The organism is Martinezella sp. CNPSo 3964, from assembly GCF_057784375.1.
On record NZ_JBXSOW010000011.1, the window covers coordinates 208,408 to 223,856 of the forward strand.

A 15,449-nucleotide genomic window follows, 5' to 3' on the forward strand; every position below is an offset into this window, starting at 1 on the left:
CATGCTGCGGAAGCCGTCGCCACCGAGCTCTCCCATCTCGGCGCGGAGCTTTCTCTCCAGCATTACAAGGCACATCTCGAAGCCCGCCTTGAAGATTCGGCGGATAGCACCGCGCAAAAGAAAAGCGGGCCAATATGGCCCGCCCCAAAAGACGTTACTCGGAGTGTCGGCTTAATTGCCCTTGCGCACGCCATCGAGGAGATGCGGCAGCGACCTGACACCCTCGTTACGCAACTCTGCCGGCAGCAGGCCTTCCGGAAGATCCTGATAGGAGACCGGGCGCAAGAAGCGGCGGATGGCCAGCGTGCCGACCGAGGTCGTGCGGCTGTCCGACGTTGCCGGAAAAGGCCCACCATGCACCATTGCGTGGCTGACTTCGACGCCGGTCGGCCAGCCATTGGCGAGAATGCGCCCGGCCTTGCGTTCCAGCACCGGCACCAGCTTGGCGGCCGTCGCATAGTCATCCGCCTCGATCTGCAAGGTCGCCGTCAGCTGGCCCTCGAGCTTTTCTGCAACTGCGATCATCTGCTCGATATCCTTGCAGCGCACGAGAAGGCTGGCCGCACCGAAAACCTCGTGGCCGAGGCGCTCATCCGCCAGGAACTGCTCGACATCGGTCTCGAAGAAGATGCCGGGGCTGCGGTTGACGCCTTCGGCCGGCGCGCCATGAGCGACGGTCTTGACCGCATCATGTTCCGCCAGTGCGGCAACGCCCTTGTCGAAGGCGGCGTGAATGCCAGGTGTCAGCATCGGCGCCGGCGCGCGGCCGGTCAGCGCATCGCTGGCAGCCTGGACGAACCGGTCGAGATCGGGGCTTTCGATCGCAAAAAGCAGGCCCGGATTGGTGCAGAACTGACCGGCACCGAGCGTGAGCGAATCGATAAAGCCCGTTCCGATCGCTTCGGCGCGCGCGGCAAGTGCTGCCGGGAAGAGGAAGACGGGGTTGACGCTACTCATCTCGGCATAGACCGGGATCGGCTCCGGCCGGGCCGCAGCGATGGCGCCAAGCGCCAGGCCACCACCGCGCGAGCCGGTGAAGCCCACAGCCTTGATGCGAGGATCACGCACCAGCGCGGCACCCGTCTCGTTGGCGCCCGTCAGGAGCGAGAAGGTGCCTTGCGGCAGACCGGACGCGGCAACCGCGGCGCGGATGGCACGGCCGACAAGCTCGCCCGTGCCCGGATGGGCCAGATGACCTTTGACGACGACCGGGCAGCCTGCGGCAAGCGCCGAAGCCGTGTCACCGCCGGCAACCGAGAAGGCGAGCGGGAAATTGCTGGCGCCGAAGACGGCGACCGGGCCAAGCGGGATCTGGCGCAGGCGCAGATCGGCGCGCGGCAGCGGCTTGCGCTCCGGCAAGGCGGGATCGACGCGCAGATCGAGCCATTCGCCGGCACGAACCACCTGGGCAAACAGCCGAAGCTGGCCGACGGTGCGGCCGCGCTCGCCCTGCAGGCGCGCGACAGGCAGGCCGGTCTCTTCCGTTGCCCGCTCGATCAGCGCATCGCCGATCTCCATGATGTTGTCTGCAATCTTTTCGAGGAATGCCGCGCGCTGCTCGGGGCTGGTCGCACGGTAGACGTCGAATGCCTGTGCCGCCAGCTCGCATGCCTTGGCAACGTCGCTTTCGCTGGCAATCGCAAAGGCCGGCTCCAGGTTTGCGCCGGTTGCCGGATTGATGGCACGCGCGGTCCTGTTGCCGCCGGTGGAATCTGAGCCGATCAGCAGATCGCCGCGAATCTCGAAAGACTGTGTCATGGGTATTCCTTGATGATGTCGGAGCGCGAAGCTCGGCGCTCTCTAAGGCAGATAGCAGGATGGGATGACAGATGTAAGATGATAATCGTCATCTAATTATCAAGGGACAAGCCCTGAGATCAAGGCGTCAGCGTCAATTAGTCATACTTTATCTGCATATGGCGCTGCGGCCTCTTTCGTGCCAATTTAGCGGCCATCCGAAAGACCGAGTGCGGCCAAGCCCCTATGTCCATTGCACTTCTTGGTGATCCGATCGTCCAGTTCTGTATCCTGGTCGTCATTGGCACATTCGTCAGCCGCATCATGCTACGCCATCAGCGGGCGGGCCGACTGATCGGACAGATCATCTTCTTCGTCTGCCTGACCGTGCTTTTGCTCTATCACGGCATCGTCCCCTATGAGCCAAGCCCGCCGCAGGAGTCGGTTACGCTGCGCACCTTTACAGGCTTTGCCAAGATCATATGGTGGATCAACGGTGCCTGGGTGCTGATCGCCTGCGTGCGGCTGTTCCTGATCTTCGAGCGCAAACCCCGCGAGGGCCGGCTGCTGCAGGATCTGATCGTCGGCGTCATCTATCTCGGTGCCATTCTCTCCATCGTCGGCGATGTCTTCAGCGTCCCGATCGGCACGCTAATCGCGACGTCGGGCGTTTTCGCCATTATTCTCGGCCTCGCCCTGCAGAGCACGTTGAGCGATGTTTTCTCGGGCATCGCCCTCAATCTCGGCCGGCCCTATTCCGTCGGCGATTGGATCGTCCTCGACAACGACATCCAGGGACGGGTCGTCGAGACCAACTGGCGCGCCACGCAATTGCTGAGCGGCACCAACGATCTGGTCGTCATTCCAAACAGCATCCTGGCCAAGACGCGGCTGACCAATCTCTCCTCGCCGGATGAAAGCCATGGTGTCACCGTCACCGTACGGATCCAGCCCACCACCGTGCCGCCCATCATCATCGATGTGATGCAGAACGTGTTGATCAGCTGCAACTCGATCCAGAAAAACCCGGAACCCAGCGTCGCCATCAATTCCATCGACGGGCAGGCGATCGAACTGCAGCTGTCCTTCCGCGTGCGCGACATGTCGCTGACAACGGCCGCAAAGAACGAAATCTATGATCTGCTCTTCCGCCATACCAAGGCGGCAGGCCTGAAATTCGCCGATCCTCCCGGCACGATCATGCTGCCAATGGAGCAAAAGGCCGAGGCGCCCGACGGGAAGCAACACGCTCCGGGAACGCCATGGCGATTGGTCAGCAATATCCCTCTGTTCTCGTCGCTGACCGAAGATGAGAAGGAACATCTGGCGTCGCACATGCAGCGCCGGACCTACCGCAAGGATGCCGTCATCGCCGAGCAGGATGCTCGCCTGCGTGCACTGACGATCGTCCGCTCGGGCGTCGTCAGCATCACCCGCCGCGAAGGGCATCGGCAGATCGAGCTGACGCGCCTCGCGCCGGGAGATTACTTCGGTGAAAACGGCCTGTTGATGGGATCGGGCGAAGTCGGGACAGTTCGCGCCCTGACCTTCGTCGTCACCTATGAAATCGGCGAGGACTGCCTGGCGCCCATATTGCACGACAGACCCGCGCTTGCCGAGGAGCTGGGCGCCATCATGGCCAAGCGCATCGAGGCCGAACAACATCTTTTCGCCAACGCCGATATGCTGGTCCACGGCGCCCCCGTGAGCTCGCTAAGCTCGCGCATCAAGCATCTCTTTCAGCTGCAGTAGCGAGACTAGGCCGCATCCGCCGTCGTTTGCGATGGTGAAGCCGCAAAGAGGTTTTGTCCGATAGAGCGAGCGGTATCGAGATGAGAGGTCATGTCCTGCGTTTCCGTCAGGAGCAGTTCGGAGGAGATGACTGGAGCGCCGCAATAGCCGAAAATTCCGTGGTCGATCTGCGTCCTCATGGCGCCGAAATAGCCGTGGCGCGCATAGGTGCGCATTGTTGCCCCGCCAATGGCAATCAGGTGGATACGAAGATGCTGCAATCTCTTGATCGACCTGTCACCGGGCATCTCGTCATAGGCCCAGCCATTGCTGAACACACGATCGATCCATCCCTTGAGAAGCCCCGGCATGGACCACCAATAGACGGGATAGACCAGCACCAGTGCATCGGCACGATCGATTCGCGCCTGCTCGGCAACGACATCTTCAGGCGACGGCCCCTCTCTCAGATGTGCGGCTATATCGGCAGCGGTGAAGCGCGGGTCGAAACCCTCCGCCGAAAGATCGGCGATTTCAAACGTAGCCGCCGAAGCCGTTACGCCTTCGGCGACTTCGGCTGCAACACTATGGCTGAAGGAACCAGGATTCGGATGGGCGACGACGATAAGCGTATGCATGTGAAAAACCCCTGCTGACACATTGTAGGCAATAGTTCAGTCCTATATACTTTTAGTAAGTTACTTTTGGTATATAACGATGTCAAGCATGCAGACAAGGAAACCGGAGTCCCGCAGCCGGCTGACGCGGGAGGAGCGCTACCGGCAGCTCATCGAGGTCGCCTGGCAAATCGCGGGGGATGAGGGAACGGAGGCCCTGACACTGGGACGGCTTTCGGAGCGTGCCGGCGTAACGAAGCCCGTTGTCTACGACCATTTCATCACCCGTTCCGGCCTACTGGCCGCACTCTATCGCGAGTTCGATAACAGGCAGACCGAGGTGATGGACAAGGCGCTCGATGCTAGCAGCCCGACGCTGACAGGCCGGGCGGAGGTGATCGCCGCCTCCTATGTCGATTGCGTTCTGCGGCAAGGGCGCGAGATACCTGGCATCATCGCCGCGCTTGCGGGCTCGCCGGAGCTTGAAAGGATCAAGCGCGAATACGAAACGGCCTTCATCGAGAAGTGCCGCGCGTTGCTTGCTCCCTTCGCCAATGCCAGCTCCATTGCATCGGCCGGTCTCTGGGCAATGCTGGGTGCGGCCGAAGCGCTCTCCTATGCCGCCACGATGGGGGATATCACCCCGCAGCAGGCAAAGGACGAGCTCTGCGAAACCATCAAGGCCATGGTTGCGAGAAACACGTGAAGGCCGGTCTCATGACGTTGCCGGATTCCAGGCGGAGCCCGGCAGGTCGGCGCAGTCAGTTCGATTGCGCTGCCGGCGCGGCCTTGACCCGTCCGGCATAAAACGCCTTGGCATCGCTGGTGAACTGCTCACGCGACATCGGTCGTGTGTAGAACATGTGGCCGCCGCGATAGAGTTTCAGCGCCACCCGATCGGCAAAGGCTGCCGGCATGTGGTCGAGCACATATTTATTCACGCCGAAGGGAATGACGAGATCGCTGTAACCCTGCCCGATCATCACCCGGAATGATGGCGTCAGCGACAGTAACTCCTTGAGATCGTCGCTGGCGCCCGCGGTCCCGCGCGAGCCGCCATTACGCCCACCCCATTTCCACTCCCTGTTCACCGATGACGACAGCAGTGCGTAGGTCATGTCGGTGCGGAAGCCCAGCTCATCGCGGGCATAGCCGGAAAAGGCACCGCCATAGGCGCGCACGAACCCATCCAGAACCGGATCGCCACCGTGTTCGGCCTCCGACTGCGGATAGGGGTCAGGTGCGAGGAAGGAAGCATCATAGGCGCTCGCGACATCGGCGCCGTCGCCATCGGAATGCTTGCGGTAGACTCCGCTGAGAAAGCCCTGGCTCTTGGCGACGACATCTTGCGGAATGCCGGTCAGTTTCGCCACGCGCCCATAGAAGGCTTGGCCGGCATCGCCTGATGGCGGCGGCCCGGCAAGCGCTGGCAAATATTCGTTCAAGGCGAAAGCCTGGGCATCCTGGACCGCTTTCTCGCTAAAAGCGTTTTGCCGTTCCAGCTCGGCGGCCGCCAGCGACGGCAGCTGCAAGGCAGCGCCAAGCGCATCCTCACCACCGCCGAAGACAAACCGGCCTTCCAACAGGGGCGACAGCATGACGATGCCGGAAATCAGAAGGCCTTGATCCTCGCGCAGGCTGTTGGCAACCTTGACCGAGCGAAAACCGCCATAGCTCTCCCCGAGAATATATTTCGGCGACGCCGCCCGGCTGTTGTGAGCGACGTAAAGAGCGATCGCCTTGGCGAGGCTTTCGGCATCGCTGTCGACGCCATAAAAATCATTCTGGTCGTCCGGTTTGGCGGTGCGGCTCCAGCCAGTGCCAATCGGATCGATCAGCACGAGATCGGTGAATTCGAGCCAGCTTTGCGGATTGTCGACCAGCTTGGCATTGGCGCCATCACGCCCGTTCGCGCCGAAATCAACGATGCGCGGACCGACGAGCCCGAGATTGAGGAAGGCTGAGGCAGCACCCGGCCCGCCATTGAACACGAAAGTCACGGGCCGGTTGGCATCCCGGTTCTTGGCGACATAGGCGGTATAGAAGATCGCAGCGCTGCGCTGACCATCCTGACCGAAGAGATCGAGCGTCCCGGCCGTCGCCGTATAGGGAATGGTCTTGCCGTCAGCATTGAGAACATGGTCGCTGACCGCATCGGGCGGCAGGAGCGAGAGCACGCCGCTCGCACCGGCAGGCGCGCCATGACCCTGCTCGGGCGGGGCGGCAGATGCCGTCGCCGATATCAGCGAAAGAACCAGCACCAGGCCGGGAACCATCTGGCGAAAAGACATGAAATCGCATCCTCCAAAGGGGTCATCGCATAGACGTCGTTGCTGGCGATACTATGTCACAGACGACGAGCGCCGAAACTCAAGAGATGTTGATCGATGACCCCGGCGGTTTTGAAGGAACATGCTCTTGAGGGCCTGTGGGCCGTTTGCCAAAGTAGGATGCGCTGCGGGGCACGAGCCGATAATGAGATCGCAAGGGAAATGACGATGAAACAGGATATCGAAATCAGGACGGCCGACGGCACCGCCAAAGCCGCCATCTTCCGCCCCGACAACGGCGCCTCAGCCGAGCATGGCGTGATCCTCTACATGGATGCCATGGGTCCGCGCCCGTCGCTCACTGGCATGGCGCAACGACTGGCCGATGCCGGCTATATCGTGCTGCTGCCCGATCTCTTCTATCGCTTCGGCGCCTATGGCCCCTTCGACGGCAGCGCCTTCGGCAATCCGGCCTCCCGCGAGACGATCATGTCAATGATACGCGGCACGACGCAGGAGATGACCAAGGTCGACAGCGCCGCCTTCCTCGACGCGCTGTCTGCAGCCGGCGCGAAGGGTGTGGCTGGCGTGGTCGGCTATTGCATGGGCGGGGGCCGCGCGCTGACCGCCGCTGCCGCCTATCCCGATCGCATCGCGGCCGCCGCAAGCTTCCACGGCGGCAATCTTGCAAGCGAGGCGGAAGACAGCCCGCATCGTCTGGCCGCCGATATCAAGGCGCGCGTCTATATCGGTGTCGCCGGCGTCGACAATAGCTTTCCGCCGGAGCAATCGGCCCGTCTTGCCGAAGCGCTGCGCACCGGCGGGGTGGATCACGCCATCGAAAACTATGTCGGCATGGCGCATGGATGGACCGTGCCGGATCACGGCGTCTACGACGAGGTCGGCGCCGAAAGGCACTGGAAGCGGCTGCTGAACCTGTTTGATGAGGCCTTCGCCTAAACAGCTCGTGCGGACATCCCGTTGCCGCGCGGGCAGCGGGATGGTTTCCTTCCGATCGGCTGCTAGGCAAGCCGCTGGGGATCAGAACTTGATCCTGTCGATGCTGGTCAATGTCGTCTTCTGCGAGACGCCGGGCGCATTGACCATGTGCCAGGCCACATATTGCTCGCCATAGAGCTCTGTCGACGACATGCCATCGACGGGCAGCACGATGTTCATGCCGTTGAGTGCGGCATCCGTCGCCGTATCGAGCACCGCGCCCTCAGACGCCGTGCCTGTCACGATGACGGTCTTGATGCCCTTGTCGGAGAGAATGCTGCGCAGGTTCGTGCCAATGAATTTGTCCGGTCCGGATTTGACGATCGGCTCGCTCGCCAAAGGCGCCAGCGCCGTTGCGATATCCTGCGCTTCACCAACGCCGGCCAGACTGAACACGACAAGCATCTCCTTGGCGCGCGCCTGATCGAGCAGGGTTTTCACCTTGGGCACGGAGGCGAGACAGCGCGGCTTGATCTTCGCGTTGCACGGTCCCTTGGTCGGGTCCTGCGCGCCGTTGAAGTCGAGGATCAGCAACGCCGTCGTCTTCGGATCGACCGTGACGGTTTTCAGCTCCGGCGGCGCCGGCGGCTTCACGTTGTGCCATTCGTCGATGATCGTCTGGGCTGCTGCCGGCGATGTCAACCCAGGGCTGAAGGCTGCAGCAAGGACTGCAAAACCCGCGCAGAAAGCAAAAGCCGCATTCCGCCCCATGCCGCTTGCCTGGCTGATGAAGTTCCTCTCTTGCATCGACGTTCCCCTCGGTTGACCGTGGTGCAAACAGATAGGCTAGAAACCGTGACGGAGTAACGAAACTCTTCGTGATAGCGCTTTAAAGCATGCGCCCCGCATATCACAGGCGCATCGAACCGTACCGCCTATGTCGCCGCTTCGTCCATTGGCTCTCCGGAGCTTCCTCCGCTACGAAGCTTGCCAAGCACTGCCTGTAAAGCCTGCTTGAGCCCTTCGATCTCCTGTGAACCGGCAATGTCGGACCAACGCTCATCCACAAGACGGCCGGTTGAAACCGCGATCGGCCGCACGCCTTTGCCACGCTCGGTCAGAAAGACCAATCTTGCCCGCCGGTCGTCGGGGTCCGGCCGGCGCTCGACATAGCCGAGGCGCTCCAGTTCTTCCACGGCCTGCGTCATCGTCTGCTTGCGGACATGGGCGAGCCTGGTGAGCTCGCTCACCTGAATTCCTTCCGGGCGCATGAAGGTGAACACATTGGCGTGCGGTGGCCGGATATCGCCATAACCGGCTTGTTCCAGCGCGGCTTCGACATCCTGTGTCCAATGTTGATGCACGAGCCGCAGCAGCAGGCCCAGGGACAGACGGGTGGGAGCGCAATTTTCCATGGATATAGACAGGCACCTGACCATTATGATAGATAGACAGGTACCTTACCATCCTATTTCACGAGAGGATACCCACATGCCCTCGCTCGATGTGTTGGACTCGACGATCTTCTATGAGGATGCGGGCATGGGAGCGCCCTTCGTCTTCCTGCATGGCAATCCGACCTCATCCTACTTGTGGCGGCATATCACCCCAGCCACTACGACGCCGGTTCGCCGCCTTGCTCCCGATCTCATAGGCATGGGCCAGTCCGGCAAGCCCGATATCGCCTATTCATTTGCCGACCACGCGCGCTATCTCGACGCCTGGTTCGACGAACTCGTGCTGGACGATGTCATATTGGTCGGCCACGATTGGGGCGGCGCGCTCGCCTTCGATTGGGCCGCCCACCATCCGGAACGCGTGCGCGGCATTGCCTTCATGGAAACCATCATCAGGCCTTTGACCTGGAACGACATGCCGAATGCACGCGCCCGCTACGAGATCCTGCGTTCGCCGGGCACAGGGGAAGCGAAGGTTCTGGACGAAAACTTCTTCATCGAGCAGGCACTGAAGGCTACGGTTCTGAATGGATTGAGCCACGAGGACCATGCCGTCTACCGCGCGCCCTACCCGACGCCCGAAAGCCGCCGACCGCTGCTTGCCTGGCCACGCGCAATGCCGATCGAAGGCGAACCGGCCGATGTCGTTGCGCGCATCCAGGCCTATGACGCGTGGCTTGCCCGCAGCGAAGATATCCCGAAGCTGCTGCTGACCTTCGATGGTCCAGCAGAGACGCTGCTGGTCGGCGAGACGATGACGGACTGGTGCCGCGAGAATATTGCCGGATTGGAGATCGAAAACTGCGGGCCGGCTAGGCACATCGCACCGGAGGATCAGCCGGAGGCGATTGCAGCGGCAATCTCCAGCTGGGCCGCGCGTCACAAATTGTCCCGTTGAAGCATCGACCTCCAAGACAAGAAGGATTTCGCCACCCCTGCTCGACGGCAAGCGATTAAGGACAATCCATCGTTGACAAAAACCTGTCAGGCCATAATCTGCACCTAAGCCTTTGCGATTGCCCAATTTTCTTTTGGAGATCAGGATCATGCCGGCAAATTGCATGAGACGACTGGTTCTGGCAGGCATCATCCTCGGCATATTCGCCTATGCGGCTGCCGCCGCGCAGACGCTCGATATCATCGCCCAGAAAGGCGTGATCCGCATCGGCTATATCAGCGACGAAGCCCCCTTCTCCTTCAAGAAGAAAGACGGCAACCCGACGGGATACACCATCGACCTTTGCGGCAAGATCGCCGATGCGGTCGGGCGCAAGGTCACGAATCTCAAGCGCGATTATGTCGAAACCACGCTTGCCGATGGCTTCGATGCGGTGAAGAGCGGCCAGGTCGACCTTCTCTGCGGCGCCCTGACCATCAGCCTCGGCCGACGCCAAAGCGTCGATTTCTCGCAGCCGATCTTCATCACTGGCGCCAGCGCCCTGCTGCGCAAGGATTCGCCCGATTATCTGATGGCTTTGTTCCTAGACAAGCGTCTGGCGCAGGTCTCCGCCAAGCCGGCCGCTGCGACAAGCACGATCGGCGTTCGCGCCGACACGACGACGGGCGCGACACTGCGCGAAGCGCTGGGCTCCGACGTGCCGAAGACGCGGATCGCCGATTTCGCCACGCATCAGGACGGCCTGATCGCGCTCGAAAACCATAAGATCGACGCCTATTTCGCAGATCGCGCCCTGCTCTTCGATCTCGCTTCCCATGCCCATAATCCGTCCACGCTCGCCATCGGCAATCGCCTCTTCACGCACGAGCCCTATGGCATTGCACTTCGGCAGGATGACTCCGCCTTTCGCCTGCTTGTCGACCAAACGCTGACCGAGACCTACCAGTCGGATGATTTCGCCAAGCTGCTTGCGACCTATTTCGGCCAGGAAGGCCCGATCTTGCGCCGCGAGATCATGATGCAGTCGATCCCGCAATAGCGCGACATGAGTTCACAGACGGCGAACTCATCGCCTTTGCGACATGATGACTTGCGATCATCGGCGCGAACTTCACCCATTTCTCCATGGGGAAGGCTGCGCAGTCGTCGTGCAAGCATCTTGATTATGTCGTAGACAGGCTCTGGTCGTCGCCGCACACATCATAAAATCCGTTTTCAGTATCAATCAGGGTCGCACGCAATGGCAGTATTTCCTCAAAAGGCGAAGGTCGTCATCATCGGGCTTGGCGGTATCGTCGGCGCATCGATCGCCCACCATCTGATCGAGCGCGGCTGGGACGACATTGTCGGTATCGACAAATCAGGCATCCCGACGGATATCGGCTCGACCGCCCATGCATCCGACTTCTGCTACACGACCAGCCACGATTTCCTCTCCTGCTGGACGACACTCTACTCGATCGATTTCTACGATAAGCTCGGCCACTACGCCCGCGTCGGCGGCCTGGAAGTCGCCCGCGTCGGCGATGATGACCGTATGGCGGAAATCAAGCGCAAGGTGACCTCGGGCAAGGCCTTCGGCACGCGCGTGAGCCTGGTCGACCCCGCCGAGATCAAGGAGAAATTCCCGCTGATCGAGGAAAGCATGGTCCAGGGCGGCATGTGGGACCCGGATGCCGGCCTCGTCATTCCCCGTTCGCAGACCGTTGCCGGCAAGCTGATCGATCAGGGCGAAAAGAGCGGCAAGCTGCAGTCCTTCGCCAATACGCCGGCCCAGTCGCTGATCGTTAGGGATGGCCGCATCACCGGCGTCGTCACCCATCGCGGCACGATCGAGGCCGAATATGTCATCGTCTGCGCCGGCCTCTGGGGCCGCCTGATCGCCGAAATGGTCGGCGAAGATCTGCCGGTCATGCCGGTCGACCACCCGCTGACCTTCTTCGGCCCCTATAACGAGTTCGCCAACACGGGCAAGGAAATCGGCTTCCCGTTGATGCGCGACCAGGGCAACTCCGCCTATATGCGCGACACCGGCGACCCGAAGACCGCCGAAGGCGGCCAGATCGAATGGGGTTATTACGAAGAGAAGAACCCGCGCCTCTGCCATCCTCGTGATCTCCTCGAAAAGCATGAGGCACGCCTTTCGCCCTCGCAGCGCGATCTCGACATGGAACAGATCATCGAGCCGCTCGAACGCGCCATGGAGCTGACGCCAATCCTCGGCGAGCTCGGCTACAATGAAGGCCATTCCTTCAACGGTCTTCTACAGGTCACGACCGATGGTGGCCCCTCCGTCGGCGAAAGCCAGAAGGTTCGCGGTCTCTGGTATTGCGTCGCCATCTGGGTGAAGGACGGCCCCGGCTTCGGCAAGCTCGTCGCCGACTGGATGACCGACGGCCGCACGCCGATCGACCACAACAGGATCGATTATTCCCGCTTCTACCCCCATATGCTGGAAGAGAGCTTCATCGAAGGCCGCTGCACGGAGGCAGCCCAGAAGGTCTACAATCCCGCCGTTCATCCGCGCGAACCCTATGCGACTGGCCGCAACATCCGCCGCTCCCCCTTCTATGAGCGTGAAAAGGAACTCGGCGGCTACTTCATGGAGCTCGGCGGCTGGGAGCGCGCGCATGGCTATGCCGCCAACGAGCATCTGCTCGAGAAATACGGCGATCGTATCCCCGTGCGTGCAAACGAGTGGGACAACCGCCATTTCTGGCGCGTTTCCAACGCCGAGCATCTGGCGCTGAGCGAAGATTGCGGCATCATCAACCTCTCGCATTTCGCCATGTATGATATTGAAGGCCCCGATCATGTCGAGCTGCTGGAATGGCTCTGCGCGGCCAAGATCGGTGGCGACGCCAATATCGGCAAGGGCATCTACACCCACTTCCTCGATGACGAGGGCATGGTACGCGCCGACTTCACCGTCATCCGCATGGCCGACCGCTGCCGCCTGATCGACGGCGCCGATGCCGGCCCGCGCGATTTCCACTACATGCGCCGCGTTGCCGAGGACAAGGGTTTTGACGTCACCATCACCGACGTCACCGAACGCTATGTCACGATCGGCATCTGGGGTCCGAATGCCCGCACCAACCTGCAGAAGGTGGTCGAAAATCCGGAAAACCTCGCGCACGAAAACTTCCCCTTCGCGGCGATCAAGCAGATCCGCATCGCCGGCAAGAACGTCACCGCATTCCGCATCTCCTATGTCGGCGAACAGGGCTGGGAACTGCACATGGCCTATGGCGATGCTCTCGCCGTATGGGATGCGCTGCGCTCGACAGGCGCCATCGCGGTCGGCGTCGAGACTTATGCCAACAGCCGCCGCATGGAAAAGAGCCTGCGCCTGCAGAACGCCGACCTGCTGACGGAATATAATCTGCTCGAAGCCGACCTCGCCCGCCCGAAGGTCAAGGACGCCGATTTCCGCGGCAAGGCCAAGCATCTGGAATATCGCGCCCGCGAGCACCAGCCGGCCACGCTCTGCACGCTCGTCGTGACTGACAATATCGATGCGAACGGCGTGGCCCGCTACCCGGTCGGCATCCTGCCGGTCATGGACCCCGAAACCGGCGAAACTCTGGTCGACGACCTCGGCCGCCGCTCCTTCACCACCTCGATCGCCTACGGCCCGACCATCGGCAAGAACATTGCGCTCGCCTACCTCCCCTGGTCCTATGCCCAGGAAGGTCGCAAACTGCAGGTCGAATATTTCGGCGAGATCTATCCGGTGGAAGTCGTCGGCGTAGGCTACAAGCCGCTCTACGACGCCGAGAATTTGAAGCCGAGAAGCTGATTTTCACAGAGCGGAAAGCGAGGCCATGACTGGCTTTCCGCTCTGTCTGTCAGGCCGTGTGATCGACGATGGCCCGGACGATCTCGTCAATGTCACGCTCATGAATTTCGTGCCCTCCACCTTCGATCCGGTGCAGCCGTCCATTTTGTACGACCTTGGTGAAGGCTTCGCCATGCTCTACGGGAAACAGCGGATCGGCTGTGCCATGGATCGCAAGAACCGGCTGCCTGATATCGGCTACCCGCAACCTTGCAGGCCCTTCCTCGCCCACCAGCGCGAAATGGTTCGTGGCGCTGGCAAAGGACGGCGCCCGGTCCATGTCGCGCGCAATCAAGGCACTTGCGGCGTCAGGATCGTGCGGATGCCTGGTGCCGGCAAGCATGGCTGCGTCACGGAGGAGGAACGCAGCAATAGCCTCAGAGCTAGACCAATCGACCGTTTCGGCGGCCCTGGAGTGCTCCTGATATGCTTTTGTCGAGGAGGGCAAGCCCTCGACTGCAAGCGGTGATGTGCTGATCAGCGTAAGCGTCCGCACACGCCCGGGGTGATGCAACGCGACCTCCTGCGCGACGAAGCCGCCCATCGACATGCCGACCACATGCGCTGCTTCCAATCCGTAGCCGCCGAGAATGGCGATGACATCGTGAGCGAGATCGCCGGACGAATAACCGGGCGCGCCTTGCGGATAATGTGTGGAAAGGCCAGTATCACGCTGATCGTATCGGATCACATAGCGCTGGCAAGCGGCGAGCTCCTCGCACAATCTGTCCGGCCACCACAGCATCGAGGCCATCATCCCCATGATCAATATTATGGGCGGGCTGGAGGGGTCACCGAAAGCCTGGGTCTGCAGTCTCGCTCCGTTGACTTCGATCGATGTTTCGGTGACGGCGATTTTTCCTGCTTGCTCCATGACAAAATCCATCCGCTTGCGAATTGCAACTAGAGTACATGTTGCATAACTGATCCTACTATGCAATCAGTTAGGGAAAAAGTGTCGCACGGAAGCCAACGTCCCCTAAAGCAGCTGTAGCAAGACCCCCCGGCAGCTTCCGTCTAAGACTGCGCGAGAATCGAGAATAATGAGTTAGAACGGTTCGGATATCCGGGAGAGTTGAACCGTTCCGACAGCTAAACCAAAATGGGGAGGCCTCATGGCGTTGCGGTGTGCTGATTTTTACGACGCAGAACTTTTGCGGCATAACCGGCATTTACGAGCAGCTGCCGACGTCCGGCCGCTCGACCGCGTGCTCGATATCGGCTGCGGCGCCGGACAAACCACCCGGGAGGCCGCCCTTGCCGCAACGAACGGCGAAGCGTTTGGCGTGGATACTTCCGCCGAAATGCTTGCGATTGCGTGGCAACGCTGCCTGGAGGCGGGGTTACGGAACGTCAGCTTCGAACTAGGCGACGCGCAAAGCCACGACCTGCCATCGGCCGGCTTCGATCTATGTATCAGCCGTTTCGGTGTTATGTTCTTTGCCGATCCATCGGCTGCATTTGCCAATATCGCCCGCGCCATGCGCCCGGGTGGACGCCTCGCCTGGATGGTATGGCAGGATCAGAAGCACAACAAATGGTCCGGCGCCATCAGGCATGCCTTGGCACCAGCCACGAAGCTGCTGGGCATCGCCGGCTTCACCTCGATCGATTTCAGCGAGGTACACGAACCGGTCTTTTACGGGACGGATGTCGCTAACGCGCTCGATGCTCTTGCCGGCCTCTATATGGTGAAGGACGCGCTCACCCAAACTGGTGAGGCACCAGACCAACCACTACGACGGCTCCGTGCACTGCTGGAGGCGCATATGACGCCCGAAGGCGTGCTTTTCGACTCCCGGGCATGGATCATCACCGCTGATCGGGCCAGCACTTGAAGAGCTCTGGCCCGACGGAGTTGCGGCATCTCGATATCGAGCAATGAAGATGTTTGTCTCTCGTTGAATTCAAAAGTTAGTGGACTTGGCTTTGTCTTCTGGTTTTGAAGCTGGCCCATTT

The 15,449-nt window shown here is 61.1% G+C and carries 12 protein-coding genes and 1 pseudogene; 7 read left to right on the plus strand and 6 right to left on the minus strand.

All coding sequences use genetic code 11. The features are described from left to right. Window positions 1-171 precede the first annotated feature (171 nt). Complete coding sequence (locus AC13Q5_RS28360; protein ID WP_488503934.1) at window positions 172-1,758, minus strand: aldehyde dehydrogenase (NADP(+)); 1,587 nt, start codon at window positions 1,756-1,758, stop codon at window positions 172-174. A 225-nt stretch (window positions 1,759-1,983) separates the two neighbouring features. Here AC13Q5_RS28360 and AC13Q5_RS28365 point away from each other — a divergent pair, with 225 nt between their 5' ends. Beyond that, complete coding sequence (locus tag AC13Q5_RS28365; protein ID WP_075851809.1) at window positions 1,984-3,489, plus strand: mechanosensitive ion channel family protein; 1,506 nt, start codon at window positions 1,984-1,986, stop codon at window positions 3,487-3,489. Between the two features lie 5 nt (window positions 3,490-3,494). Here AC13Q5_RS28365 and AC13Q5_RS28370 read toward each other — a convergent pair whose 3' ends face one another. Further along, on the minus strand, window positions 3,495-4,106 hold the full coding sequence (locus AC13Q5_RS28370; protein ID WP_488503935.1) for an NAD(P)H-dependent oxidoreductase: 612 nt from the start codon (window positions 4,104-4,106) through the stop codon (window positions 3,495-3,497). Window positions 4,107-4,185: 79 nt separating this feature from the next. On the opposite strand from AC13Q5_RS28370, the pseudogene AC13Q5_RS28375 reads away from it, so the two are divergent. Further along, window positions 4,186-4,892, plus strand: a pseudogene (locus AC13Q5_RS28375) (TetR/AcrR family transcriptional regulator). Here AC13Q5_RS28375 and AC13Q5_RS28380 read toward each other — a convergent pair. Next, window positions 4,847-6,376 (minus strand): S10 family peptidase, encoded by a 1,530-nt coding sequence (locus tag AC13Q5_RS28380; protein ID WP_457877919.1) that lies wholly within the window; start codon window positions 6,374-6,376, stop codon window positions 4,847-4,849. The pseudogene AC13Q5_RS28375 and the gene AC13Q5_RS28380 overlap by 46 nt on opposite strands. Before the next feature lie 207 nt (window positions 6,377-6,583). On the opposite strand from AC13Q5_RS28380, the gene AC13Q5_RS28385 reads away from it, so the two are divergent. Beyond that, window positions 6,584-7,315, plus strand: coding sequence for a dienelactone hydrolase family protein (locus AC13Q5_RS28385; RefSeq protein ID WP_488503936.1), 732 nt, complete (start codon window positions 6,584-6,586; stop codon window positions 7,313-7,315). Window positions 7,316-7,396: 81 nt separating this feature from the next. Here the strand turns inward: AC13Q5_RS28385 and AC13Q5_RS28390 are convergent, their stop codons facing one another. After that, window positions 7,397-8,101 (minus strand): cysteine hydrolase family protein, encoded by a 705-nt coding sequence (locus tag AC13Q5_RS28390; protein WP_488503937.1) that lies wholly within the window; start codon window positions 8,099-8,101, stop codon window positions 7,397-7,399. Window positions 8,102-8,229: 128 nt separating this feature from the next. Continuing rightward, complete coding sequence (locus AC13Q5_RS28395; RefSeq protein WP_083961274.1) at window positions 8,230-8,709, minus strand: MarR family winged helix-turn-helix transcriptional regulator; 480 nt, start codon at window positions 8,707-8,709, stop codon at window positions 8,230-8,232. A gap of 25 nt (window positions 8,710-8,734) precedes the next feature. Here AC13Q5_RS28395 and AC13Q5_RS28400 point away from each other — a divergent pair, with 25 nt between their 5' ends. The 3 genes from AC13Q5_RS28400 to AC13Q5_RS28410 all read left to right on the plus strand — a co-directional run bounded on the left by AC13Q5_RS28400 (window position 8,735) and on the right by AC13Q5_RS28410 (window position 13,451). After that, on the plus strand, window positions 8,735-9,649 hold the full coding sequence (locus AC13Q5_RS28400) for a haloalkane dehalogenase (protein WP_488503938.1): 915 nt from the start codon (window positions 8,735-8,737) through the stop codon (window positions 9,647-9,649). A 148-nt stretch (window positions 9,650-9,797) separates the two neighbouring features. Further along, entirely contained in the window at window positions 9,798-10,688 is an 891-nt protein-coding gene (locus AC13Q5_RS28405; RefSeq protein ID WP_488503939.1) for an amino acid ABC transporter substrate-binding protein, read from the plus strand. Between the two features lie 201 nt (window positions 10,689-10,889). Beyond that, window positions 10,890-13,451 (plus strand): GcvT family protein, encoded by a 2,562-nt coding sequence (locus AC13Q5_RS28410; protein WP_488503940.1) that lies wholly within the window; start codon window positions 10,890-10,892, stop codon window positions 13,449-13,451. A gap of 49 nt (window positions 13,452-13,500) precedes the next feature. Here the strand turns inward: AC13Q5_RS28410 and AC13Q5_RS28415 are convergent, their stop codons facing one another. Continuing rightward, the gene (locus AC13Q5_RS28415) at window positions 13,501-14,364 is read right to left on the minus strand and encodes an alpha/beta fold hydrolase (protein ID WP_488503941.1); all 864 of its coding nucleotides are present in this window, start codon (window positions 14,362-14,364) and stop codon (window positions 13,501-13,503) included. Between the two features lie 241 nt (window positions 14,365-14,605). On the opposite strand from AC13Q5_RS28415, the gene AC13Q5_RS28420 reads away from it, so the two are divergent. Then, entirely contained in the window at window positions 14,606-15,328 is a 723-nt protein-coding gene (locus AC13Q5_RS28420; RefSeq protein WP_488503942.1) for a class I SAM-dependent methyltransferase, read from the plus strand. Window positions 15,329-15,449: the final 121 nt, after the last annotated feature.